This window comes from Phaeobacter sp. HS011 (assembly GCF_018101215.1).
GTDB lineage: Bacteria > Pseudomonadota > Alphaproteobacteria > Rhodobacterales > Rhodobacteraceae > Phaeobacter > Phaeobacter inhibens.
In genome coordinates this window covers 151944-174857 of sequence record NZ_JAGEUF010000004.1, presented here as the reverse complement: position 1 = coordinate 174857, position 22914 = coordinate 151944, and the positions used below count along the sequence as shown (strand labels likewise).

Below are 22914 nucleotides of genomic sequence, written 5' to 3'. Positions count from 1 at the left end.
TCCCTACTTTCCCAAGCAAAAACTGGAGAAGATTTCATCCAACAGATTTTCAACCCCAACACGGCCAACAAGCATCTCCAGGGAGCGAATAGCCGAACGCATATCTTCAGCAGCAACATCATAATACTCAGGGCCATATCTTAGCACATCTTGCGCGGACTGAAGCCGGTCATATGCCGTCTTCATTGTCTCTCGATGTCGTGCGCGAGTTGCAATGCCCACCTTACCAGCGCGATTCCGCAGTACTTTGGTGATATCTGTAATTAGCATATCTATGCCCTGCCCCGTTTTTCCGGAAACAGCCTTTTGAGGAACACCATCACCGACGAGATCAGCCTTAGGTGCGATGACAATATCATCCTCAGAGATGTCGATATCAATTGCAGCTCGATCTTCGGTCAAAAATACGCGCAGATCAGCCTTCTCTGCGCGTTCTTTCGCCATTTTGATACCGATCCCCTCGACATGATCATCAGTCTCGCGCAGGCCGGCAGTATCGAGAAGAGTTACCGGCAGCCCGGCAAGATCCATTCTTACTTCGATTACGTCCCGAGTGGTCCCGGCATATTCAGACGTGATCGCAGCCTCGCGACCGGCCAAAGCGTTAAGTAGAGTTGATTTCCCAACGTTTGGTGCACCAATGATCGCGACCTCAAAACCGCTGCGTATCCGTTCAGCCATTTTTACGCCGGCAATTTGAGGTTCCAGATCCGCCGTCACGCCGGCCAGAAGTTCTTTGACTTCCTTCGTTACATCAACCGGGACGTCTTCATCAGCGAAGTCAATCGTCACCTCGATCAGGGATGCTGCGCGAATGAGATCTTTTCGCCAGCGCTCAGCCAGGTCGGCCAACCCGCCGGCGAGCACGGCTTGCGCCTGTACCCGCTGCGCCTCGGTCTCTGCATCGATCAAATCCGCCAATGCTTCAACTTGGGAGAGGTCCAGCTTACCGTTTTCAAGAGCACGGCGCGTAAATTCACCAGGGTCAGACAGCCGCACGTCCTCGAACTGGCCCAGCAGATTAAGCATAGCGCTGACAACCGAAGTACTACCATGCACCTGAAATTCAACGGTATCTTCACCAGTAAAGCTATTCGGGCCGGCAAAGGTAAGCAGTAGAGCTTCGTCTATACGTGCTCCGCTGCAATCAGAAAGAACGCGTAACACCCTGCCCGGACAGAGCAAATCACCGCCACTGATGACAGAAGCGGTGCTAATGGCCTTTGGGCCAGACATGCGAATAACAGAAACGCCGGCCTTCCCTTGGGCGGAGGCCAGCGCAAAGATCGTGTCCATCAGATGACCTTCCTTTCGTGCCGGCCCGTCTACTAGGTGTTCATTGAGTCGAAGAACTCAGAATTTGTCTTTGTTTGCTTTAACTTAGACAAAAGGAATTCAATCGCATCGGTAGTGCCCATCGGGTTTAGAATCCGGCGAAGCACAAATGTCTTTGCAAGATCCCCTTTGTCAACGAGCAGATCCTCTTTCCGTGTACCGGATTTGAGAATGTCGATCGCTGGGAATACACGTTTGTCTGCAATCTTCCGGTCGAGGACGATTTCAGAGTTGCCGGTTCCTTTGAATTCTTCAAAGATCACTTCATCCATCCGGCTACCAGTATCGATCAGTGCCGTGGCGATGATCGTCAAAGAACCGCCTTCTTCGATATTTCGGGCTGCACCAAAGAACCGTTTGGGACGTTGTAGAGCATTTGCGTCCACACCACCGGTCAAGACTTTACCAGAAGACGGCACAACGGTGTTGAACGCTCTACCAAGTCTTGTGATCGAATCAAGCAAGATCACAACATCTCGTTTATGTTCCACCAAACGCTTGGCTTTCTCGATCACCATCTCCGACACGGCAACGTGCCGGGTCGCAGGTTCATCAAAGGTGGAGGATACGACCTCACCCTTGACCGAACGCTGCATATCAGTGACCTCTTCCGGGCGTTCATCGATCAAGAGAACGATCAAGTAGCATTCCGGATGATTCTTCGCGATGGAATGCGCGATATTCTGAAGGATTACTGTCTTACCAGTCCGCGGCGGAGCCACGATCAGAGACCGTTGGCCCTTGCCGATGGGCGACACCAGATCGATCACGCGAGCAGACCTATCTTTGATGGTGGGATCTTCGATCTCCATCTTCAGGCGCTCATCAGGATAGAGCGGAGTCAGGTTGTCAAAGGCGATTTTATGACGGGCCTTCTCCGGTTCTTCGAAGTTGATCTTGGTGACATTGGTCAGCGCAAAATACCGTTCGTTTTCCAGCGGCGATTTGATCTGACCGTCGACCGTGTCACCAGTCCGTAGCGCATACTGACGAATCATATCGGGCGAGACATAGATATCATCAGGACCGGGCAGATAGTTGGCCTCAGGCGATCTCAGGAAACCGAATCCATCCTGCAGAACCTCAAGCACGCCGTCGCCGGCAATTTCCCAGCCCTCATCCGCACGTTCGCGGAGAATCTGGAACATCATCTCGCCCTTGCGCATGGTGGAGGCGTTTTCGATCTCCAGCTCTTCGGCCATGGACAACAGGTCCTTAGGGCTCTTTGCCTTAAGATCGGAAAGGTTCAGGGATTGAACGGTCATATATATACGGCCTTTGTTCTCCCCTGAGATCTGGGGAGCGGTGTCATTGGTATAAGGAAGACACGAGTGCCCGGACGGGCCCGTTGGCCGCATACATAAGGGGTCCACCCTGTTGAGTCAAATCCTCGCTCAGAACTTGAAAATGACCGATACCACGATGACCACCATCAGCAATGTCGGGACTTCATTCATCATTCTATAGCTTCGACCACTGCGGGTGTTTTTACCATTCGCGAAATCACGGTGACGAACCAGCAACCAGTGGTGAAACCAGGTCATCCCCAGAACGCTCAGGCCCTTCGTCCAGGGCCAAAGACTGTTCCAGTCGACCAACCCCGGCGTCAGTACCATTAGCAGCCCTGCAGCCCAGCTGACGTACATGGCGGGCCTCATAATGATGCGAAGCAACTTCTCTTCCATCATGACAAAGATGGGAAGGCTGTCCGGTACCTTCTCTGCCTGCTCCACGTGATAGACAAATAGCCTCGGGAGGTAGAACAGACCTGCCATCCAGCTGATTACTGCCATGATGTGCAGAGATTTGGCGTAGGGGTAAATTTCAAAGAGCAGATCGCTCAGATCCATGGTTGGCCTCTCGGTTCCCTCTCTCCCCTTAAAATATAAGTATTTTAAAAGGATGATGTTTTAGTAGTGCACCCTAAAAACGGTGGATAACTGACTCGTCCACCGGCTTATCCCCGCTTGGGATAACTTACCAGCTTTACCCCCAGCGACATGATGCCCCTTGCCGGCAGGCTATAAAAACATGAGAAATATTACGTGCAAGCTGGGGTTTGATCGTGGGGATAAACTTGGGGTGAAATCAGAGCAACTGAGATATCCACGATTTCAAAGTTATCCCTATCCTCTCAGGGCGAATCTGCCGGCAAGCAAATGGGGATTTTGAGGTTCTCCACGGCTTGCGAATTGGCCGAAATTTCATACAAACCGTCCAAAGCTCATCACACTCTTGCCCACGGGGTTTTCCACATGTCTACCCACATCGTTCTGGCTTCCGGATCGCAGATACGCGCCCAGCTGTTGCGGCAGGCTGGCGTTCCGTTTGAGGTCGCCGCAGCCCGTATTGACGAAGCGGCGATCAAGGCGGCGCTTCTGGCAGAGGAGGCCACGCCGCGCGATATCTCCGATACGCTGGCAGAGGCGAAGGCGCGCAAGGTCAGCGCGAAACATCCTGGAGCCCTGGTCTTGGGCTGTGATCAGGTTCTCGAGTTTGATGGAAAATTGTTATCAAAACCAAAAGATTCGGATGATGCGTTTGCTCAGCTGAAGATGATGCGCGGCAAGCGACATATGTTATTGTCCGCTGCGGTTATCTATCGCGACAATGAGCCGCTATGGCGGCATATCGGGCAGGTGCGGCTTAGGATGAGGTCGAGTTCCGATGCATATCTGCGCAGTTATGTTATGCGGAACTGGGACAGTATTAAGTATGCCGTTGGCGGATATAAGCTGGAGGAAGAAGGGGTGCGATTGTTCAGCGCCATCGAGGGAGACTACTTCAATGTGCTCGGATTACCTTTGCTGGAGCTTCTGAACTATCTGGCCCTTCAGGGAGTGATAGAACAATGAATGATACTCGGATTCCGCTGGCTGGCGTGATCGGTAGCCCCGTTGCACATTCGCGATCACCTTTGGTGCACGGCCATTGGCTCCGGACCTATGGCATTGCTGGTCACTATATACCGCTGCATGTCGAACCGGGTCAGTTGGAGGAGGTCGTTCGCAGTTTACCCAAGATGGGCTTTGTCGGCGCAAACATCACCATTCCACACAAGGAACAGATCATGGAGATCGCCGATCAGGTGACGGATCGTGCGACATTGATTGGGGCTGCCAATACGCTGATATTCCGCGCTGATGGCTCTATCCTTGCTGATAATACAGATGGTTACGGTTTTATCACCAACCTACACCAATCCGCGCCGGACTGGGATCCTGCCGCAGGTCCGGCCGTTGTATTTGGGGCCGGCGGCGCCAGTCGCGCGGTGATCGCCTCCCTGCTTGAGGCAGGCGTGCCTGAGATTCTGTTGAGCAACCGGACGCGGGAACGGGCGGATCAGTTCCGCAGCGAATTTGGCTCCCGCATTCAGGTGGTCGACTGGGTGCAGGTTGGCAATGTCATCGAACAGGCCGCTCTTCTGGTGAATACGACCTCTCTTGGAATGGTTGGAAAGCCGCGTCTGCGTGTGCCTCTGGATGGGCTTCGTTCCAGCACTGTTGTGACAGATCTGGTCTACACACCGCTGAAAACGGAAATGCTGCAATGGGCCGAGGATATTGGCTGTACCACCGTTGATGGTCTGGGAATGCTGTTGCATCAGGCGGTACCGGGATTTGAACGTTGGTTTGGCAAGCGGCCCGAGGTTGACGCCGCTACGCGGGAGGCCGCATTGGCATGAGTTATGCGTTAGGACTAACCGGGTCTATCGGCATGGGGAAAAGCGCAACCGCGCAGATCTTTGCCGAAGAGGGTTGCGCGGTTTGGGACGCGGATGCTGCAGTTCACCGTCTTTATGATGTAGGCGGTGCGGCGGTCGCCCCCATTGGGAACGCGTGGCCCACGGCCGTTATAGAAGGCCGGGTTGACCGGGGTCGCCTGCGGGACATCATCGCTGGCGATAGTCGCGCCCTGCCCCGAATTGAAACCATCGTACACCCGCTTGTGGCTGCTGACCGCGAGGCTTTCAGAACGTCGTCGCCGCATGATGTTCTGGTGTTTGATATCCCGCTGCTGTTTGAAACCGGTGGCGACACAGGAATGGATGCCGTCGCCTGCGTCTGGATCGATGCTGAGACACAGCGCCAGCGGGTCCTTGCGCGCGGGACGATGACAGTTGAGCAATTTGAACAAATCCTGCAGAAACAGATGCCGATAGAGGAGAAGAAAGCGCGGGCCGATTATCTGATCGAGACCGACACCCCGGACCATGCCCAGGCTCAGGTACGGACCATCCTCGCACAGATTAGAAGGCTGATAGCAGATGCGTGAAATTGTTCTTGATACGGAAACCACCGGCTTTGACCCGTTTTCTGGCGACCGGATTGTCGAGATCGGTGCGGTTGAACTGCTCAATCACATGCCAACGGGCGAGACATTTCACGTTTATATCAACCCTCAACGCTCCATGCCGCAGGATGCGTTCAAGGTGCACGGCATCGGGCCGGATCTTCTGGAGCCGCCACAGCAGCCCGGCCCGGGTGCTGTCACCCTGCGCGACAAGCCTGTGTTCGCAAAAGTGGGCCAGAAATTTCTGGATTTTGTCCGGGATTCCAAAATGGTGATCCACAATGCGGCCTTCGACATGAAATTCCTCAATGCGGAGCTGGATTGGATGGGGCTGCCAAAGCTACCGATGGATCAGGCGGTTGATACGCTGGCGATTGCCCGTAAACGTTTTCCTGGCTCGCCGGCGACGCTGGATGCGCTCTGCCGCCGGTTCAATATCGACAACAGCAATCGAACCCTGCACGGGGCGTTGCTCGATTCTGAAATTCTGGCCGATGTTTATCTGGAACTAATTGGTGGCCGACAGCCGGACTTTGGCCTTTCAGCCTCCAATGATAAGGCCAGCAGCGGGGCGACGGTCACAGATGACTGGCGCCCGACTACACGGCCATCCCCGCTGTCGTCGCGGCTGACCGAGCAGGAACAGGAAGCACATGCCAATTTCGTTGCTAAAATGGGGGATGCCGCCCTGTGGAACGGCGCCAATAGCTGATTTCTGACCCTAAGGGTCAAACGCAAAAAAAAACGCCGCTGTTTTCAGCGGCGTTTTTCGTATCCCAAGCAGGGAACGCTTATTGCTGCGGTTGTTCCGCAGCCTCAGCCTGCTGCCGACGCGCCAGTTCGTTGCGATAGATCGCGACGAAATCGATATTATCGAGGTTCAGCGGCGGGAAGCCACCGTCACGGGTGACGTCGGAAACGATGCGACGCAGGAACGGGAAGAGCATGCGCGGGCATTCGATCAGCAGGAACGGATGCAGCTGATCTTCGGGAATGCCGGAAATGTTGAAAATCCCAACATATTCCAGTTCCAGAACGAAGAGGACGACATTGCCTTCTTTGTCCTTGGACTCGATGTTCAGCTTGGTCATCACCTCATATTGGTTTTCCGCCTGACGCTTTTTTGCATCAAGGGCAACCTGCACACTGACATCGGGCTGAACGTCGGCGCCGACGCCTTTTTGTGCCATGACGTTTTCGAACGACATATCGCGGATGAACTGGCCCAGAATATTCATCTGGACTTGCGGCTGCTGCACGCCTTCTGTTGCGCCGTTTTCGGCCATGAAGCTACTCCTAAACTATGTTTTGCTCGTGCTTATCAGCTTGGGAGCGGTACCTCAACGGGGTGTCACACCACTCGCTCAGCCTTGGCCATCAACCCAGCCGGATGGGCCCTTTTGGGGTCGATCATTGCTGACGTCCTCATAATCGGCATCAATGACATCGCCCTGAGGTTTAGGGGAATTGTCGCCAGGGTAGCTGCGTCCGTGCATGCTGCCAGGGCCCATCTGGAACCGGGCAACCGTCACTTTTGAGCGCAGGTAGCGATAAACAGCAATACGTATCTGTGGGACAAGAAGGGCGAAGCCAACCGCATCCGTGAAAAAACCGGGTGTTAGCAGCAGGGCGCCGGCCACCAGAATCATGGCGCCATGCGCCAGGGGTTCGGTGGGGTCATTCAACTGCTCGAAAGAGCTGCGCAGCTGGCCGAGCGCGAGCCGACCTTGCGTACGGACCAGCCAGGTCCCCAACACGGCCGTCAGCACCACGATAGCCAGCGTTGGCCAGAGGCCGATCGCACCACCGACTTGAATAAAAAGTGCGATTTCAATGATCGGAACCATCAGAAAGGCGAGAAAGAGATACATGCTGGGTTTCCTCAGAACTTGCGCGGGACGGTGGACTTGCGCCGACCCGTCACCTACATAAGGTTGGAACGCTTTAGTTTCAAACGAAGCATGAACATCTACCGTAGAGGTTGTTATGGAGTCGCCCGTGATTCAGCTGTTGGTTTTGGCCGGTATTGCCGTGTTTTTGATCCTGCGCCTGAAAAGCGTACTGGGCACCCGTGAAGGGTTCGAAAAGCCGGCCGTGCCGCAGGCCGATCGCCAGAACAGACGCCCCGAACTTGAGGTGATCGAAGGTGGACCAGATCACGATATCGTTGATTATGTCCCCGAAGACAGCCCGCAGGCCAGCGATCTTGCCGCGATGAAAAAAGCCGAACCTTCGTTTGAGGTGCGTGATTTCGTGCAGGGCGCCCGTGGCGCATATGAAATGATCCTCATGGCTTTTGAACGCGGCGAGCTGGATGATATTGAAGCCTTCCTTGCGCCTGACGTCTTTGACAGTTTTGTCACCGCAGTTGCTCATCGTGAGGATCAGGGGCTGACGATTGAGGCAGAGTTTATTGGCGTCCGTGAGACGACGTTGACCGACACCAGCTTTGATCCGGCGACTGGAGATGCACAGATCACGATGCGGTTTGTCGCTGAGTTGACCTCGGTTGTGCGTGATCGCGGTGGAGATATTGTTGAGGGTGATCCCAAGGCGGTGAAGCGCCAGAAAGACACCTGGGTCTTTGGCCGCACCATGGGCAGCGCGGACCCGAACTGGCATCTGGTCGCTACGGACGCATGATGCGTGGGCTCCGGCGGGCACTCTGTGCGCTGGCTCTTGGAGCTGGCGCATATTTGTTTCCGCAGGGCGGACAGGCGGAAATCAGTTATACCATGCTGTCCTTCGCTCAGCTGGAGGGATGGGCAGACGATGATCACGAAGCGGCGCTGGGTGCATTTCTACAGACTTGCCGTGATTTGAATGATCCCGACTGGCGCGCGCTCTGCGCATTGGCCAACGAACAAGACCCTAAGGCAGCGCGTGGCTTTTTTCAGCTGTTCTTTCGCCCGGTCCTGATTGAAGATGGCGCGCCGGCCCTGTTCACCGGCTATTTTGAACCCGAACTCTCAGGTGCTCGCCGACCCAGCTCGCGCTACCGGTATCCGGTTTATCGTCAACCGCCGGAGTCGCGCAAGATCAGTCAGTGGCTGACACGACGCGAACTTCTGACAAGCGGTGTGATGGAGGGGCGCGGGTTGGAAATCGCCTGGGTCGATGATCCGGTGGAACTGTTTTTCTTGCAAATTCAAGGGTCTGGTCGAATTCGCCTGCCCGATGGATCGTCGATCCGTGTTGGCTATGGTGGTGCAAACGGTCATGAATACCGGTCCATCGGCACTGAATTGGTCCGCCGCGGTATTTATAATATCCATCAGGTCAGCGCTGCAGTGATCAAGCGTTGGGTGCGGCGCAATCCCCTCGCCGGCGAGGATCTCCTGATGCACAATCCCTCATATGTGTTTTTCCGTGAGGTGAGCCGCATTCCCGCCTCTGCCGGGCCGCTAGGGGCAATGAACCGCTCGGTGACCACTCTGCGCAGTCTGGCAGTTGATCCACGTTTCACGCCGCTGGGCGCGCCGGTCTGGCTTGAAAAAGACGGAGCGAAGCCGATGCGCCGCTTGATGATTGCGCAGGATACCGGATCAGCGATCAAGGGCGCGCAGCGCGCCGATGTGTTCTTTGGCAGCGGTGACGAAGCCGGGATTGAGGCCGGCAAGCTGCGGGATCCGGGTAGAATGGTCGTTCTGTTGCCGATCCAACGTGCCTATGCGCTGTTGCCAGGGGACTACTGATGACCCGCCGCAAACTGACATCTGAGGAAATCGACCTGTGGCACCGCGTTGCCAAACAGGCTGAGCGGCTGCACCCGAAAACACACACCGCCCCTGCCACGGCCCATTTGCCAAAACCAAAACCGACCAAATCGATACTTCCGCCACAGGAGCGGTTCACGCCAGAGCTGTTCGAGTTGGGGTCCAAGGTTGGGCCAAAGTCGGCCAGACATGATCTTAAGCCCAGTGTCACCAGTGGGCTGATCGCTGCGCCGATGCAGATGGACGGTAAGGCCTATCGCAAGATGAAACGCGGTAAACTGAAGCCCGAGGGTAAGCTGGATCTGCATGGAATGCGGGTTGATTCCGCGCATCCGGCGTTGGTTGGCTTTGTCCTGTCAGCGCATTCTGCCGGCAAGCGGCTGGTGCTGGTGATCACCGGCAAGGGGAAGGATCGCGACGAACCCGGCCCGATGCCGGTCCCCCGCGGCGTCTTGCGACATCAGGTGCCGCAGTGGTTGTCCCTGCCGCCACTGTCGCAGGTGGTGCTTCAGGTGACACCGGCCCATGTCAGCCATGGCGGCGGCGGGGCGTACTACGTCTACCTGCGCCGCCACCGCTGAGATCGGTTCAAGACGCTTGGGTCAGCGATCTTCGCCGCGATAGATGTTAGCCTGATAGTTATCCGACAGCGTGATCTCGACAGCGTTGTCCTCCTTGTCAACGACCAGTCGGCCGGGGAACAGGCGTTGGATCGAGAGCGCCTCGCGGTCAAAGGCCGCAGCAGTCTGGCGGGCCGAATTCAGGATAGACAGCACTGCCGGCGAGGTTGCGGCCACGAAATGCCCGGATTCCGCAGTATCGGCATAGGCCGTTGTATCGACCACTTCGATGGGCAACTCTGACACGTCATCGAGTGATTTGAGATTGCCGAGCCGGCCCCTGTTGTGGGTTCCACGCAGGCGTTGCGACAGGTTCAGTACATTGTCCTTGCGCGAGACCATCACGACAAACGGCTGCGGTACCGGATCGATCCTGCGCATTTGACTGCGGAAGACTTCGACATCCAGATCCGGCGACATCAGGATCACTGCACCAAGGTTTTTGCTGCTCCAGCCGGGTGTCTTGATCTCCATTTGGCGCATGGTTTCCATCACCAGCTGCGATCCCATGGAATGTGCCACCAGCACCACGCGGTTGGACACGCCAGGTTTCAGATTGCGCAGCAATTGCTCCAGGCCATCGCGTGCAAACAACACGCTGTCGCCGTCGTAGGCATAACCCAATGGATTGCCCTGACTGGGCCAGGAGTAGATGATCGTGGCGCCGGGAATACCAATGTCGTTGCTCAGCTGCGCAGCACGAAAGGCCGTTTCAGCTTGGGTTGAGTTGAAGCCATGGACAAAAAACGGTGATGTCACGCTCCCCAATCGGGTAGTTCTTAAGCTCACGCTCGATCCGGCGGTTCAGCTCAGCCATCCCGTCGAGCCGTTGCCGACCCGCCATGGTGAACTGGGTTTCAGGGTTGGGTTCGGCATAGGCAAAATCCAATTGTCCCGGCGAATGACTGGGCGGGATCGACACTGTCAGCTCCAGCAGGCGCAGAGTATCGGATCGTTCCGGGCCAAAGGTCCCGTTGGGCAGCGGCTCACGAGTGGTTGCGCCAAATATGGTTTTGGCCTTGCCGACCTCCAACGCGTCGGGAACGGTTGGTGTAAAGGATCTGTCGGTGCACCCAGCCACAACAATCAACACGATGCAAAGACGGGAGAGGACTCGTGTAAAACGCATGTTTTGGACCACCAATTGACAATGGCGGCAGGCTACTGGGCGCCCACCGCCATGTCCACTGATTGCGCAGATGCCCTAACGGTGGTCAGAGCACATATCGGCTGACATCTGCAGATTTGGTCAGTTCACCAAGGTTCTTGCGAACAAATGCGGCATCCACAGTCACCGTTTCACCTGAACGATCAGGCGCGCTGAAGGACAGTTCTTCAAACACACGCTCAATCACCGTGTAGAGACGACGCGCGCCGATGTTCTCGACGGTCTGATTGACCTCAGCTGCGATCTTTGCCAGCGATGCGATCCCGTCATCGGTGAAGCTGACAGTCACCTCCTCAGTACCCAGAAGAGCGGTATATTGCAGTGTCAGAGCATTGTCCGTTTCGGTCAGGATACGTACAAAATCCTCTTCGCTAAGCGCGCGCAGATTGACGCGGATCGGCAGGCGGCCCTGCAGTTCGGGCAACAGATCTGACGGTTTGGCAATATGAAACGCACCCGAAGCGATAAACAGAATATGGTCGGTTTTGACCGGGCCGTGTTTGGTCGAAACAGTGGTGCCTTCAATCAGGGGCAGCAGATCGCGCTGCACGCCTTCGCGGCTGACGTCGCCGCCGCGCGCGTCTTGACGGGTGCAGACCTTGTCGATTTCATCCAGAAACACGATGCCATTTTGTTCAACTGACTCGAGCGCTGCCTTGGTCACGGTTTCATCGTCCAAGAGCTTATCGGCTTCTTCGCCGATCAGCACATCGTAGCTGTTTGCAACAGTCATCTTCTTGCGCGTGGTGCGTCCGCCCATCGCTTTGCCGAACAGATCGCCGAGGTTCATCATGCCCATGTTGCCGCCTGGCTGGCCGGGGATTTCGAACATGCCTCCCATCGGGTTGGAAGTGTCTGAAACATCCAGTTCAATGATGGTATCATCCAGCTCGCCGGCTTTCAGCTTCTTGCGGAACATATCGCGGGTGGCATCTCGGGCGTCAGTGCCGGCGATGGCATCAATCACCCGTTCTTCAGCAGCCTGGCGGGCCTTGGCCTTTACGTCGTCGCGCATGTGTTCGCGCGTTTGAACAATGGCTATATCCACCAGATCCCGAATGATCTGCTCAACGTCGCGACCGACATAGCCGACCTCGGTGAATTTGGTGGCTTCCACCTTGATGAAGGGCGCGCGGGCCAATTTTGCCAGCCGGCGAGAGATCTCTGTCTTGCCGACACCGGTGGGCCCGATCATCAGAATATTTTTTGGGTAGACTTCGTCGCGCAGATCATCGCCCAGCTGCTTGCGGCGCCAACGGTTGCGCAGCGCCACGGCAACCGCACGTTTGGCATCTGTCTGGCCGATAATGAAGCGATCAAGTTCAGAGACAATTTCGCGAGGAGTGAGGTCAGTCATGTGAGGTCCGTTTCAGTGAGCAGGCGGTAGCCGGTCCAGCGGCAGTACCCGTGAGAGAGGGGAAATCAGCAAGGCCCGGATCCGTGCCCAGAAGGCACCAAGGGTCACCAGGAACAGGCCCAGCACAAGAATGGTAGTGGCGGCGCCGTCCCCGTCGAAGACTGTGGCCGCCAAGGTGACGCTATATCCGATCGCAGCGATCAGAAATGACCGCCGGTCGATGATGATCGCAACCAGCGCGAAGGCGAGGAGCACCGCCATCAGTGTCAGATTGGCGCTGGATGTGCCGTTGTCCAGCAGACTGAGAGCGATGGTGTTGACCAATGCCGGGGCGGCCACCACGTGCAGCCAGAACCCCTGAGCAGAGCGCCGGGTCACCCGGTGCGGATCGCTCAGGTCAAACAGCATCGCAACCGCAAATACGCCGACGCCAACCAGCAGGGTGACCCATGCAAACGGGCCGGAGGCTGACAGTAGAAACAAATCACTCATGACTGTCAGACTGCCCGATTGATTTGCGGCCAGCATTAGCGCCAGCGTGAACACGCCAAGCGCGATCAGTGCCATGGCAAAGGGGACCCGAAACCGCAGCCAGTAAATCGCAATTGAGATGGTGGTCAGGGCAACAGCCAGTGGCAGGCTGGAATAGTCACCCTGCGCGACCATGAACACCTGCGAATATTCTGCCGAAAGTCCGACGCCGGCATTCAGGGTCCAAAGGATCGAGAGCGCAATCGCCGGCGCGACCATGCGGCGGCGGCGGATGAAATACTCACTCAGCAACCATAACACCACGGCACCAATCACAGAGGACATGGTTGCCTTTTGAACCAGACCACCCAACCCTTCGGTCATGGAAATGCCGGTTACAGCGGCCCACCCGGTGGCCAGAATGATCAAGCCGATGACAATGAAGATCTCGTTGAACCCTTTGAACAGCTCAAAAGGTTCATCACCGGGAGCAAGATTTTCACGCGCGCCCCGTCGGCTATGTGCCAAGGCCATGAGAGAGGCCGCCTGTGCCTCGCTCAGCAGACCTGAGCCCACCGCTGCACGAATATCGTTTTGATCGATATGGCTCATGTCAGTCCTTTTGGCTGATGCTTTCGACTGTCAGGCGACCGTTGGTATAGACGCAGATATCAGCGGCAATCGCCATCGCATCCCGGGCAACGGCTTCGGCGTTGCGATCACTGTCCATCATGCCGCGCGCTGCCGCCAGCGCGAAGTTACCGCCTGATCCAATGGCGGCGACGTCATGTTCGGGTTCCAGCACATCGCCGGCGCCGGTGATCACGAACATATCGGCGCCGTCGGTCACGATCAGCATGGCTTCCAGTTTTTGCAGGTATTTGTCAGTGCGCCAGTCCTTTGCCAGCTCAACACTGGCGCGGGCGAGCTGCCCGGGAGTGGCTTCCAGTTTCGCCTCCAGCCGTTCCAGCAGAGTGAAGGCATCGGCGGTGGAGCCGGCAAACCCTGCCACGACATCAAATCCACCGGGCGACAGGCGGCGCACTTTGCGGGCAGAGCCCTTGATCACGGTTTGGCCCAGGGACACCTGCCCGTCGCCGGCGATGACGACTTCGCCGCCTTTCTTCACGCCAATGATCGTGGTGCCGTGCCAGCCCGGAAATTGATCGTCTGCCATCATGTTCTCCTCGTTTCCAGGCCTATATGGGCACTGGTCATTTGTACCTCAACCGGGTGCTATCCGTTGCGGGGGCCGGTGATCAAGCGAATAGCCGCGTGCCGCGCCTGGCCCTGTGCCATGTGAAATGGTTCAGTTGAGCAGCAAAGGCGCCTCGCCGGCGATGCCTGAGGAAAGCCGCGCGCCCGGAATACGGGCAGATCGCCTAAAAAACATGCTATGCAAAAACTGCAATTCGGGGCTGTCGAACCGGCAATTGTGAGACTCGGCAGCTCATCCTACATGAGGCTCACAACCGACATGGTGTCGGCTGGTTCTCATAAGGAATGCGCAAATGGCTACCACAGCAAACATCCATGCGCCGCTCGGAGCAGTGACCGTACTCCGCCTGGTGGACGCAGTCTACAACGCCAAGTCTTCGATCCTGGCGTGGAAAGAAGCACGCGACACCCGCAACGCCCTGTCCGAGCTGACCGATACTCAGCTGGAAGACATCGGTCTGACACGCGCGGATATCGCAAATATCTAAGGGCACGTCCCTCAGTACCAAAGATGATTTGGCCGCTCCTTTCAGGGCGGCTTTTTCTTTTGTTAGAGCCTGTTTCAGTGATCAGGATCGCAATCGGTAGCGTCCTGACTGATCCGGCAACCAGGCCTCAATCGCTGCGGTGGCAACCACATGTTTGCTACCGTCCGCATGATCATCTACATCCAATCCGCCAAAAACCGCCCGCACAGTGGCGCGTCCACGTGGCAGATCGGCGGCCACCAGATCGCAGTCGACCTTGTCAGGCTCCTGAACACCGATTGTGACGTCAACCCGCATTTCAGTATGATCTATGCCCAGTTTGGTAAAGAGCGTGATCGACGAGTGGTGCAGCGCATCCTGTACGGCGCGGCGGGCTGCTTTGGTGTAATCTTGCCCATAAAGATCGTTGCCGGTGCCCATTTCCAGAATAATGCGTTTCTCGGTCATTCTGTCGGCTCCATATCAAATGAGACGATGATGGCTGCATTGGCGATTACTGTGTGGCCAGTGCCTGATTTGTCGATATCGAGGCCGCCTTTGGTCACATGAATTTCGGCTGTTCCATAGGGAAAGACTGCGCTGAGCGCGTCCCGGTCGATGGCGTCGGGGTTTTGTACGCCGATTTCAGCACGGATGCGCATGGCGGATTTTTGGAAGTCGAACAGTTCGGCAACATTGACAGAGTTATGCCAGAGCGCGTCCTTGATCGCGCGTTTTGCAGCCTCGGTATAATCCTGTCGCCGCAGCGACGTCCCCATACCGAACTCTACCAGCACCCGTGTTTCGGCCATGATTCCTCCCCCAATTTTGTCGCTTTGAAAGCGACTTGTGAAAAAGGCGCCCCATTGGGACGCCTTTTGATATTTCTGATTGTCTGTTTGGCTCAGATCGACTCGTCAATCCAGCTTTGCAGCGCAGCTTTGGGTGCGGCACCAGAGCGGTTGGAGACAACCTCGCCGTTCTTGAAAATGAACAGCGCTGGAATGCCGCGCACACCCATGGCTGAAGCTGCGTTGGGGTTGCTGTCGACATCGACCTTGGCGATCTTGACCTTATCGCCGTATTCTGCGGCCAGCTCTTCCAGAGCGGGGCCAATCTGTTTGCAGGGACCGCACCATTCGGCCCAGAAATCCACTACTACGGGGACTTCGGAATTCTTCACTTCGGCATCGAAAGTGGCATCGGTTACGGCGACGGTGGACATTGGAATGTCTCCCTAAGAGTGTGGCAGTTCGGCTGTGAACCTATGAACGCCTTAACGGATCGTCAAGGTATCTGGCGGCGCTTAAGGGCGGATGACACAATATCGTGTGGCAGGTCCATCAGCGTCGCGGTACGGGTCCATAGCAGCGCCGTGTCAATCCGCCGATCAGGGTAGAGTGCTGCCAGCGCATGGGCATAGGCCCCCATTTGCCGCAACAGCCCCTCCGGGCAGGTCTCTACGCTCGTGGGAACGGTGGCGTTCGATTTGAAATCAATCGCCTGAACCCGTTCCGGCGTTACGATCAACCGGTCAATCACGCCGTGAATGCGACGGCCATCCAGATCTGCGGTTATCGCAACTTCCGCCAAAGTGTCTGGAGTGAAGATCGCTTTCAGGTCCGGATTGGTCAGCACATGTGTTGCCTCCGTCAGCAGATCTGCGGTGTCTTCATGTCCAGCCAGCAAAGCGTTGGCCAGCTGAGGCCATGTATCCTGATCCGCCGGTGGCAGATGTTCCAGTAGACTATGCAACCGGCTGCCACGCGCCTTGGCAATGTCTTCGTCCTGTCCCAGATCCCCCGGCAAGGCCTTGGCCCCGCCCAATTCCGACGGGCTGAGTGTTGGGACTGGGGGCTGATAGGGCGGTGGCAGCTGTCTGAACACTTCCGGCAACTGGGGTGCGGACGTGACCACTGGGGGATCTGCATGAAACGGCAGCCCGTCCCAGTCCCCGTGTTGCAGCCGCAGGCCCTCACCATATCCTGTATCATAGGGATTGGCACCGGCTTCCCGCAGCGCGCGCTCGACCATCTGGTACCAACTGTCCCCATCCTTGGACAGTTCGCCCGCAGCAGCGACTATCAGCCATTTTTCTGCACGTGTCAGCGCCACATAGAGCAGCCGCAACCGTTCATTCCGGGCCTTTTCCTGCGCGGTCTCGCGGGCCGCTTGCATCACATCGGGCATCTGTGCGCTGGGCAGTTTCCACATTGGCCCAGCCTCGGCGCGCATGATTTCGTCGTCGCGCGGAGGTTTGCGTTTTGCGGTGTCAGGCAGGATTACGATTGGTGCCTCGAGACCTTTTGACCCATGCACCGACATCACCCGGATCATGTTTCCGGCTGCTCCCATCTGGCGTTTGATTTCCAGATCGTCGGCCTGCATCCAGACCAAAAACCCAGTGAGGCTGGGAATATCCGTGCGTTCATAGGCGAGTGCCTGACTGAGCAAAGCGTTGATGCCATCCTCTGCCTCGGGTCCCAACCGACCAAGCAAACGCTGGCGGCCGCCGTGGCGTGTCAGAACACGTTCTATCAGGTCGTAGGGGCGCAGGAAATCGGTCTGACTGCGCAGGTCATCTATGATGGCCATCGTGTCAGGATATTCCGCTGTGCGATCCCGAAGCGCGGTCCAGAGATAACTGCCGCCCTCGCGCCGGTGGGCCAGATCAAACAGGGTCTGTTCGTCCCAGCCAAACAGAGGCGATTTCAGCGCTGCAGCCAGCGACAGGGAATCCTCGGGCGTGGCGAGAAAGGACAGCAGCGCCGCCAGATCCTTCACCGCCAGTTCTGCGCCAATTTTCAACCGGTCGGCGCCGGCGATGGGCAGTCTCGCAGCCTTACAGGCGCGGATGATTTCCGAGAACAGCTCAGACCGGCGCTGCACGAGGATCAGAAAATCACCGGCCTGTACCGGACGGCGGCGGAAGCTGCCGCGCTCGGGCCCATCCTCCGGCAGGGTAACCTTGCCGTCGATCATTTCCTTGATCGCGGTTGCGATCCGTTCAGCCAGAATGACGGTGTGATGGCGCGCACCGGGACGATCCACCGGATCGGTCCAATCACGCTCTTCTTCGGTGTCAACTTTGTCCACGACAGGCCAAAGATCGACGCGCCCCGGCAATTCCGATTTAAAGGCGCGGTGTAGGGCATCGCGGTGAAACCCAGCACCGGGACTGTCTTTGAACACCAGATCGACCAGCCCAAGAATCGCTGCGGAGGAGCGGAACGAGAATTCCAGCGCCGCGTTTTGTAGCGCACTGCCGGTTTCCGCGAGCCGGTCGGCGAATTCGGCCTGCATTCTGTCAAAGGCGTCGGGGTCTGCACCCTGAAAAGAATAGATCGACTGTTTCTTGTCTCCGACGACAAAGATTGTGCGCTCGACCTCGGATCGCGCGCCCTCGCCGGCGGTAAACTCCTGCGCCAGCTTTTCGACCACATCCCATTGCACCGGGCTGGTATCCTGAGCCTCATCCACCAATATGTGATCAATGCCGCCGTCCAGCCGGTAAAGAACCCAGGCAGCCACGGCTGGATCATTCAGCAGCTGACGTGCCTTCAGGATCAAATCATCGAAGTCGAGCCAGCCGCGCAGCTGTTTGCGGCGATCATATTCCGGCAGGAATACAGCGGCAAAATCATGCAGGATCAGCGATTTCTCCACTGCGGCCAGGGCGAGGCGCTGGGCGCGGGCAGCTTCAACCCGCCGCATCAGAGGTTCCAGCTGATCCATCAGCGCGACATTGCTTTCCCGCAGCTTTTTGGTGGGAAAGGCGTTGATTTTGGCCGTGAAGGGTGCCTTTGCGGAGGCTCCGGTCAGAAACACGGATTCAAGAACTGGCAAATCCGCGAGCGTTGGCTCGGTGATTTTGCGCAGCTTGGTAGCGGCCTTGGCATCGGTACTACCACCCTGCTCCAACATGGAGCAGGTGCGCGTCAGCAGGTCCGCCTCCCCCCCCAGATAGACGCTGTGCTCCAACATTTTTGCATCGAATTCTGCCGGAAGATCGAACAGCGCACGCAATCCGGCGCGATCAAGTGGCACCTCAAAATCGGAGCGGCGCTGACAGATTGCGGCGGTCAGGGTGTCAAAATCGCTATCGGTCACCTGCCGGGCCAGTCTGGCGATCAGACCGGCCTCACCCGGGTTTTCGCTGTTTGCGATGGCTTCCACCACCTCGCCTCGCAACAACACCGCGGTGCGGTCGTCCATTTCGGAAAACTGTGGGCTGACGCCGGCCTCTAGCGGGAACCGACGCAGTAGCGAGGCGCAAAAGGAATGAATGGTTTGGATTTTCAGGCCACCGGGCGTCTCAATCGCACGAGCAAACAGGGTACGCGCCTGCGCCATCCCTTCGGCGGAGATCACATCATGGGCGCCCAGCTCTGTCAGTGCGGACGTTAGCGCATCATCCCCCAGCATGGCCCATTCGCCGAGCCGCTTGAACAGGCGATTCTGCATCTCGCTGGCGGCGGCCTTGGTGTAGGTCAGGCACAGGATATGCTGTGGCTGAACACCGCGCAGCAACAGGCGGGCCACGCGATCCGTCAGCACCTTGGTCTTGCCAGAGCCGGCATTCGCGGCCAGCCAGGTAGAGGCATCGGGACGGGCGGCGCGGAACTGCGCCTCTGAGGCGGCGTCGCGGGCTGTCATGTCAAAATCTCCGATACCGGTGGATCGCTTCGGTCCCATTCACCATAGCGCGCCAGATGATCGTAATCGCCTGTCTGGGTGTCCTGAAATACCATGCGACGGCTGCTATACCCCTGATCCGGCTCGAAATAGGCGCTGATGAGTTTGGTCAACTCCTCCCAGACCTTACTGGGAGGCTCATCCAGGAGCGGGGCTGCGACCTCTTTCAGCGGGCTTTTGAGGCCAAGGAACAGCGCCCGTTCCACCCTGCCCTCGCCGTATCGCTCAAACGCGCCGCGTTCGGCCATGGCGGCCTCAATCAGAAGCTGCTTTTCAAAGGTTTTCTGCTGGCTTTCTGTCGGTGGATCGCCAGTTTTGTAGTCAAACAAATGCAGGCCGCCGCGTTCATCCACATCGATTCGATCAGCTGTACCTGCAATCTCGAAATCAAGCGGTGCAACACGCACCGCGCCAGAAACCTCAAACCCGGATGGCTGCGCAATGGCCTGCCGCTGTTGTTCGCCGGTGATGAAATCCTCGGCGATGCGTTCGAGCCGCGCCAGCCAGAGACTGCGCGCTACCGGCCACGGGACCTTCGCCTCGAGATGTGCCGTGGCGGTGGTAAGAAAATCGGGCACCGTCAGCCTTTTGGGGTCTGTGACGCTGGCCTTGATGAAATCCTCAAGGATCTTGTGCAGCACGATGCCGCGCAGCAGGGCGTCGGGTTCCTGCACCAAGGGATCCAATGGACGCAGTTTGAGGACATGTTTGGCGTAAATCGCATAAGGATCGCGGATCAGCCGCGGAATTTCCGTGATTGTCAGGCGCCGGGGGCGTGCGGCGACGGGGGGGCGTGGCGCGGGTCGTTTGGCGGGAGGCAGAGAGGTTGGTGCCTCCAACACCTCCGCCCAGCCCAGCCATTCCTGACCACGGGCCCTCATATCTGCCAGCGCGGCAGGGCCGCCCTGCCCCGGCAAGCCGGACAGAAGGTTGGTCATCCGGTTGAGCCAGCGTGACGGAACCGTGTCCGCCTCATCCGAACGTTCGGAACGGGTCAACCAGACTTCGGGCGCGGCGACGGCTTGTTGAAAATCATGCGCCGACAGCCCGATCCGACGTTCCGGCAACAGCAGCCCCGCCTGATGGCGCAGTTGGCGGTTGAGCCAGGGATCAGGGGTGGCCGCCTCGGGCCAGCTGCCTTCGTTCAGGCCGCCAAGGATCACCAGATCGGCCCCCTGCACGCGCGCCTCAAGCGTTCCCCAGATCAGAATGGAGCCATAGGGCGCATCGCGGTCCCGCACCTCACCCTGTGACAGCAGCGCGCGCAGAAGATCGGCAAAATCGCGCGCGGTCATCTGGCCGCCATAACCAGCCTCGGCCTGAAGGTTATTTACGATTTCCAGTGCTTTGCGACCGGCCTTTTTGTCCCACAGGCCACCGTCAGCGGCATTCTGACTGCCACGGCTGATTGCTTCGGCTAGGTTCCTCAGGGCATCTACCCATTGTGACAGAGGTTGAGTTCCACTGATGGGCTTGTCAGCAAAACACTGCGTGAGCCAGGCGGTCCACCCAGGCATCAGCTCCCGTCCGATTTCAAACGCGGCAAAGCTGTCAGGATCCGGAAAGGGCGGGCCATAGCGGCGCAGGCGTAACTCCAATTCGCGGGTGTGGCGCAGGTGATCACCGCGCCCTGCCCCATCGTGACAAAGCGGATGTTTCAGCAGGGTCAACAGCGTATCGCAGGCAAGCGGCTTGCAGAATAGCTCCGCGATGTGGCGCAGAAACCGGCCCGGAGGTGACAGCTGCAGCGGCTGGCCCGCGGAATCGTCCGGCAGAATATCCCATCGATCCAGCGCGGCGGCCACCTGACGGGTCAACATACGATCCGGGGTGATCAGCGCGGCCGTCTGTCCGTCCTCGGCAGCCTTGCGCAATCGCAGAGCGATGGCCAGCGCCTCGGCGCGGGGATTGGGAGCCTCCACCAAGCTCACATCGGCGGTGGCCTGATCGATATCGCGCAGCTCCGGCCCTTCGCGCATCCAGGCGTCAGTGACAGGCGCCGGGCGCAGCGCCAGAGAGACCAGCCGATTGCGCGCCATGGATGCCGGTATTGCATCGACCCATGGACGCACCTGATCCGGCGTCATGTCCAGATCGCGCATGATCTTGAAAAAACGATATTGCGGATGATCTTCTGACATCAGCGGATCATCTAGGTGTTCCCAAACGTGGCCCGGCTGCTGGTCATCAAAACCGGGCAGGATCACTGCGCCCTGCGGCAGGCGCGCAATCGCTTCCATCAGCATCAGCGTGGTGCCGCGCGATCCGGTAGAGCCGGCCAGGATGACCGGGTGTTGCGGTGGGCTATCTTGCCACTCTTCGATCAGATCAAGAACGACCTGTCGCTGACGGGCCTGCGCATCCATTGCGTGTTCGTGGGTTTCGGCAAATTCATCGGCGATTGCGATGAACTGCTGCGCTCGCGCCCAATGGCCGGACATATCGGAGACATCCAGCGACCGAATAATCTCCGGGCTGACCCCTTCGCCCTGCATTTCGTCAAACAGTGCTGCGAGACTATCTGATAGGTCGTAGAGTGAGGACCGGGCCGCAAGATCGGGCTGGGCTTCCAGCAATTTGGCAATCAGCTGCGATAGCTCCAGCCGTCGCCGCAACGGCGGAAGGGCTGGCGGCAAACCACGTAAGGTGGCGCGCATATCGAGATCACTCAGCAGCGAAATACGCGGCAAAAGCAGGGCCGGTCCCTGATCGAACAGATCTCGTACCCGGCGCGCCATGCGGGAGGTGTTAACGATAAGTTCAACCTTGGCCAGTTCTTCTGGTGATGTGTTCTGACTGCGGGCAACCAGCCCGTCGACCAGGGCGCGTGGGAAATCAACGCCGCAGGGAACGGCAAAAAGGCGCGGCGTGTCTTGCGGCTCAAATCTCATCTTGGGCTATCAGGTCCTCAGCCAGGGGGATCCCTTCGGGGGTGCCGACATCGCACCAATGGCCGGGATATTCCAGCGCAAACAGGCGTCCTTCGGCGGCCATCAAATCCCACAGGGTGTTCAGCGAAAACACGGTCTCGTCGATCTCGGCCAGCCTGTTGGTCCGTAGCAACTGAACACCGCCATAGACCAGATTACCGCCTCGATGCAGACGCCCCTTTTCATCTGTGTGAAAATCACCATCGCCGCTGCGCCCGACAGTTCGACTCATTGGAATACAAGTTAACAGCGCGTCCATGCGCGCAGGGTCCCAAGCGTCGCGCAGCAGGCGCAGCGGGTTCGGCCCGCGCCAAACCACATCCGGGTTCACGGTATAGACCGGTCCCGAGCGTGTTCCGAGCAGCGGCAGCGCATGTCGCAGCCCGCCACCGGTGTCGAGTATCTGAGGATCCTCATGGCTGATCACCACCTCGCTGCCTGCGAGGTGGTCGGCCAAAGCGTCACTCTTATAGTGGCTGTTGGCCACGATCACCGGCGGTGTGACCTCCCGCGCCAGATCCAGCGCATGGTCGATCAGCGGGCGACCGGCGACCGGGATCATCGGTTTGGGCTGATGTTTGGTCAGATGACGCATCCGGGTGCCGAAACCAGCAGCGAAGATCATAGCGGGATAAGTTATCTCT

At 57.8% G+C, this 22914-nt stretch carries 22 protein-coding genes and 1 pseudogene; 8 read left to right on the top strand and 15 right to left on the bottom strand.

The features are described from left to right. Window positions 1-3 precede the first annotated feature (3 nt). From mnmE to J4721_RS09170, 3 genes are all read right to left on the bottom strand, one after another. Window positions 4-1296 carry a tRNA uridine-5-carboxymethylaminomethyl(34) synthesis GTPase MnmE gene (mnmE, locus tag J4721_RS09180; protein WP_102875201.1) on the bottom strand — a complete coding sequence of 431 codons (1293 nt, stop codon included), beginning with the start codon at window positions 1294-1296 and terminating at the stop codon, window positions 4-6. Window positions 1297-1328: 32 nt separating this feature from the next. Further along, complete coding sequence (gene rho / locus J4721_RS09175) at window positions 1329-2600, bottom strand: transcription termination factor Rho (RefSeq protein ID WP_014876396.1); 1272 nt, start codon at window positions 2598-2600, stop codon at window positions 1329-1331. A gap of 129 nt (window positions 2601-2729) precedes the next feature. Beyond that, complete coding sequence (locus J4721_RS09170) at window positions 2730-3185, bottom strand: CopD family protein (protein WP_014876397.1); 456 nt, start codon at window positions 3183-3185, stop codon at window positions 2730-2732. A gap of 405 nt (window positions 3186-3590) precedes the next feature. Between J4721_RS09170 and J4721_RS09165 the strand changes: the two genes are divergently transcribed. Genes J4721_RS09165 through dnaQ form a run of 4 tightly spaced genes read left to right on the top strand, consistent with a single transcriptional unit; the run spans window position 3591 to window position 6340 of the window. Beyond that, a complete protein-coding gene (locus J4721_RS09165) occupies window positions 3591-4190 on the top strand; it encodes a nucleoside triphosphate pyrophosphatase (RefSeq protein ID WP_076618161.1) in 600 nt (199 codons plus the stop codon). Then, the gene (locus J4721_RS09160; RefSeq protein ID WP_211002586.1) at window positions 4187-5020 is read left to right on the top strand and encodes a shikimate dehydrogenase; all 834 of its coding nucleotides are present in this window, start codon (window positions 4187-4189) and stop codon (window positions 5018-5020) included. Before J4721_RS09165 ends, J4721_RS09160 begins: the two co-directional genes overlap by 4 nt. Next, complete coding sequence (gene coaE, locus J4721_RS09155; protein ID WP_211002587.1) at window positions 5017-5610, top strand: dephospho-CoA kinase; 594 nt, start codon at window positions 5017-5019, stop codon at window positions 5608-5610. The genes J4721_RS09160 and coaE overlap by 4 nt, the downstream gene beginning before the upstream one ends. After that, on the top strand, window positions 5603-6340 hold the full coding sequence (gene dnaQ / locus J4721_RS09150; protein WP_076618167.1) for a DNA polymerase III subunit epsilon: 738 nt from the start codon (window positions 5603-5605) through the stop codon (window positions 6338-6340). The genes coaE and dnaQ overlap by 8 nt, the downstream gene beginning before the upstream one ends. Window positions 6341-6419: 79 nt before the next feature. Here the strand turns inward: dnaQ and secB are convergent, their stop codons facing one another. Both secB and J4721_RS09140 read right to left on the bottom strand, forming a co-directional pair. Then, window positions 6420-6914 (bottom strand): protein-export chaperone SecB, encoded by a 495-nt coding sequence (gene secB, locus J4721_RS09145; RefSeq protein WP_014876402.1) that lies wholly within the window; start codon window positions 6912-6914, stop codon window positions 6420-6422. 78 nt (window positions 6915-6992) lie between these two features. After that, complete coding sequence (locus tag J4721_RS09140; RefSeq protein ID WP_014876403.1) at window positions 6993-7499, bottom strand: FxsA family protein; 507 nt, start codon at window positions 7497-7499, stop codon at window positions 6993-6995. 115 nt (window positions 7500-7614) lie between these two features. Between J4721_RS09140 and J4721_RS09135 the strand changes: the two genes are divergently transcribed. Genes J4721_RS09135 through J4721_RS09125 form a run of 3 tightly spaced genes read left to right on the top strand, consistent with a single transcriptional unit; the run spans window position 7615 to window position 9925 of the window. Further along, a complete protein-coding gene (locus J4721_RS09135; RefSeq protein ID WP_014876404.1) occupies window positions 7615-8271 on the top strand; it encodes a Tim44/TimA family putative adaptor protein in 657 nt (218 codons plus the stop codon). Continuing rightward, the gene (locus J4721_RS09130; RefSeq protein ID WP_102875206.1) at window positions 8268-9323 is read left to right on the top strand and encodes a murein transglycosylase A; all 1056 of its coding nucleotides are present in this window, start codon (window positions 8268-8270) and stop codon (window positions 9321-9323) included. Before J4721_RS09135 ends, J4721_RS09130 begins: the two co-directional genes overlap by 4 nt. Continuing rightward, a complete protein-coding gene (locus J4721_RS09125) occupies window positions 9323-9925 on the top strand; it encodes a Smr/MutS family protein (RefSeq protein ID WP_014876406.1) in 603 nt (200 codons plus the stop codon). Before J4721_RS09130 ends, J4721_RS09125 begins: the two co-directional genes overlap by 1 nt. 21 nt (window positions 9926-9946) lie before the next feature. Here the strand turns inward: J4721_RS09125 and J4721_RS09120 are convergent. The 4 genes and pseudogenes from J4721_RS09120 to hslV all read right to left on the bottom strand — a co-directional run bounded on the left by J4721_RS09120 (window position 9947) and on the right by hslV (window position 14137). Further along, window positions 9947-11093: pseudogene (locus tag J4721_RS09120) on the bottom strand (alpha/beta hydrolase). A gap of 85 nt (window positions 11094-11178) precedes the next feature. Beyond that, on the bottom strand, window positions 11179-12489 hold the full coding sequence (hslU, locus tag J4721_RS09115) for an ATP-dependent protease ATPase subunit HslU (protein ID WP_014876408.1): 1311 nt from the start codon (window positions 12487-12489) through the stop codon (window positions 11179-11181). Window positions 12490-12501: 12 nt separating this feature from the next. After that, window positions 12502-13572 carry a hypothetical protein gene (locus J4721_RS09110; protein ID WP_211002588.1) on the bottom strand — a complete coding sequence of 357 codons (1071 nt, stop codon included), beginning with the start codon at window positions 13570-13572 and terminating at the stop codon, window positions 12502-12504. Window position 13573: 1 nt separating this feature from the next. After that, window positions 13574-14137, bottom strand: coding sequence for an ATP-dependent protease subunit HslV (gene hslV, locus J4721_RS09105; RefSeq protein ID WP_014881547.1), 564 nt, complete (start codon window positions 14135-14137; stop codon window positions 13574-13576). Window positions 14138-14471: 334 nt separating this feature from the next. Between hslV and J4721_RS09100 the strand changes: the two genes are divergently transcribed. Continuing rightward, on the top strand, window positions 14472-14666 hold the full coding sequence (locus tag J4721_RS09100) for a DUF1127 domain-containing protein (RefSeq protein WP_211002589.1): 195 nt from the start codon (window positions 14472-14474) through the stop codon (window positions 14664-14666). Window positions 14667-14747: 81 nt separating this feature from the next. On the opposite strand, the gene J4721_RS09095 is transcribed toward J4721_RS09100, so the two are convergent. The 6 genes from J4721_RS09095 to J4721_RS09070 form a co-directional block, all read right to left on the bottom strand. Then, on the bottom strand, window positions 14748-15113 hold the full coding sequence (locus tag J4721_RS09095) for a Lin0512 family protein (RefSeq protein ID WP_076618177.1): 366 nt from the start codon (window positions 15111-15113) through the stop codon (window positions 14748-14750). Then, window positions 15110-15457, bottom strand: coding sequence for a Lin0512 family protein (locus J4721_RS09090; protein WP_211002590.1), 348 nt, complete (start codon window positions 15455-15457; stop codon window positions 15110-15112). The genes J4721_RS09095 and J4721_RS09090 overlap by 4 nt, the downstream gene beginning before the upstream one ends. Window positions 15458-15549: 92 nt before the next feature. Further along, window positions 15550-15870, bottom strand: coding sequence for a thioredoxin (gene trxA / locus J4721_RS09085; RefSeq protein ID WP_014876414.1), 321 nt, complete (start codon window positions 15868-15870; stop codon window positions 15550-15552). Window positions 15871-15932: 62 nt separating this feature from the next. Continuing rightward, window positions 15933-19301: a double-strand break repair helicase AddA gene (addA, locus tag J4721_RS09080; protein WP_211002640.1), complete on the bottom strand. Its 3369-nt coding sequence runs from the start codon at window positions 19299-19301 to the stop codon at window positions 15933-15935. Continuing rightward, the gene (addB, locus tag J4721_RS09075; RefSeq protein WP_211002591.1) at window positions 19298-22231 is read right to left on the bottom strand and encodes a double-strand break repair protein AddB; all 2934 of its coding nucleotides are present in this window, start codon (window positions 22229-22231) and stop codon (window positions 19298-19300) included. Before addB ends, addA begins: the two co-directional genes overlap by 4 nt. Continuing rightward, a complete protein-coding gene (locus J4721_RS09070) occupies window positions 22221-22895 on the bottom strand; it encodes a nucleotidyltransferase family protein (RefSeq protein WP_211002641.1) in 675 nt (224 codons plus the stop codon). The genes addB and J4721_RS09070 overlap by 11 nt, the downstream gene beginning before the upstream one ends. Between the last annotated feature and the right edge of the window lie 19 nt (window positions 22896-22914).

Excerpts from the sequence above, each read along its gene's own strand:
- mnmE (WP_102875201.1), bottom strand. The coding sequence starts at position 1,296 with ATGGACACGATCTTTGCGCTGGCCTCCGCCCAAGGGAAGGCCGGCGTT.
- rho (WP_014876396.1), bottom strand. The coding sequence starts at position 2,600 with ATGACCGTTCAATCCCTGAACCTTTCCGATCTTAAGGCAAAGAGCCCT.
- J4721_RS09170 (WP_014876397.1), bottom strand. The coding sequence starts at position 3,185 with ATGGATCTGAGCGATCTGCTCTTTGAAATTTACCCCTACGCCAAATCT.
- J4721_RS09165 (WP_076618161.1), top strand. The coding sequence starts at position 3,591 with ATGTCTACCCACATCGTTCTGGCTTCCGGATCGCAGATACGCGCCCAG.
- J4721_RS09160 (WP_211002586.1), top strand. The coding sequence starts at position 4,187 with ATGAATGATACTCGGATTCCGCTGGCTGGCGTGATCGGTAGCCCCGTT.
- coaE (WP_211002587.1), top strand. The coding sequence starts at position 5,017 with ATGAGTTATGCGTTAGGACTAACCGGGTCTATCGGCATGGGGAAAAGC.
- dnaQ (WP_076618167.1), top strand. The coding sequence starts at position 5,603 with ATGCGTGAAATTGTTCTTGATACGGAAACCACCGGCTTTGACCCGTTT.
- secB (WP_014876402.1), bottom strand. The coding sequence starts at position 6,914 with ATGGCCGAAAACGGCGCAACAGAAGGCGTGCAGCAGCCGCAAGTCCAG.
- J4721_RS09140 (WP_014876403.1), bottom strand. The coding sequence starts at position 7,499 with ATGTATCTCTTTCTCGCCTTTCTGATGGTTCCGATCATTGAAATCGCA.
- J4721_RS09135 (WP_014876404.1), top strand. The coding sequence starts at position 7,615 with ATGGAGTCGCCCGTGATTCAGCTGTTGGTTTTGGCCGGTATTGCCGTG.
- J4721_RS09130 (WP_102875206.1), top strand. The coding sequence starts at position 8,268 with ATGATGCGTGGGCTCCGGCGGGCACTCTGTGCGCTGGCTCTTGGAGCT.
- J4721_RS09125 (WP_014876406.1), top strand. The coding sequence starts at position 9,323 with ATGACCCGCCGCAAACTGACATCTGAGGAAATCGACCTGTGGCACCGC.
- hslU (WP_014876408.1), bottom strand. The coding sequence starts at position 12,489 with ATGACTGACCTCACTCCTCGCGAAATTGTCTCTGAACTTGATCGCTTC.
- J4721_RS09110 (WP_211002588.1), bottom strand. The coding sequence starts at position 13,572 with ATGAGCCATATCGATCAAAACGATATTCGTGCAGCGGTGGGCTCAGGT.
- hslV (WP_014881547.1), bottom strand. The coding sequence starts at position 14,137 with ATGGCAGACGATCAATTTCCGGGCTGGCACGGCACCACGATCATTGGC.
- J4721_RS09100 (WP_211002589.1), top strand. The coding sequence starts at position 14,472 with ATGGCTACCACAGCAAACATCCATGCGCCGCTCGGAGCAGTGACCGTA.
- J4721_RS09095 (WP_076618177.1), bottom strand. The coding sequence starts at position 15,113 with ATGACCGAGAAACGCATTATTCTGGAAATGGGCACCGGCAACGATCTT.
- J4721_RS09090 (WP_211002590.1), bottom strand. The coding sequence starts at position 15,457 with ATGGCCGAAACACGGGTGCTGGTAGAGTTCGGTATGGGGACGTCGCTG.
- trxA (WP_014876414.1), bottom strand. The coding sequence starts at position 15,870 with ATGTCCACCGTCGCCGTAACCGATGCCACTTTCGATGCCGAAGTGAAG.
- addA (WP_211002640.1), bottom strand. The coding sequence starts at position 19,301 with ATGACAGCCCGCGACGCCGCCTCAGAGGCGCAGTTCCGCGCCGCCCGT.
- addB (WP_211002591.1), bottom strand. The coding sequence starts at position 22,231 with ATGAGATTTGAGCCGCAAGACACGCCGCGCCTTTTTGCCGTTCCCTGC.
- J4721_RS09070 (WP_211002641.1), bottom strand. The coding sequence starts at position 22,895 with ATGATCTTCGCTGCTGGTTTCGGCACCCGGATGCGTCATCTGACCAAA.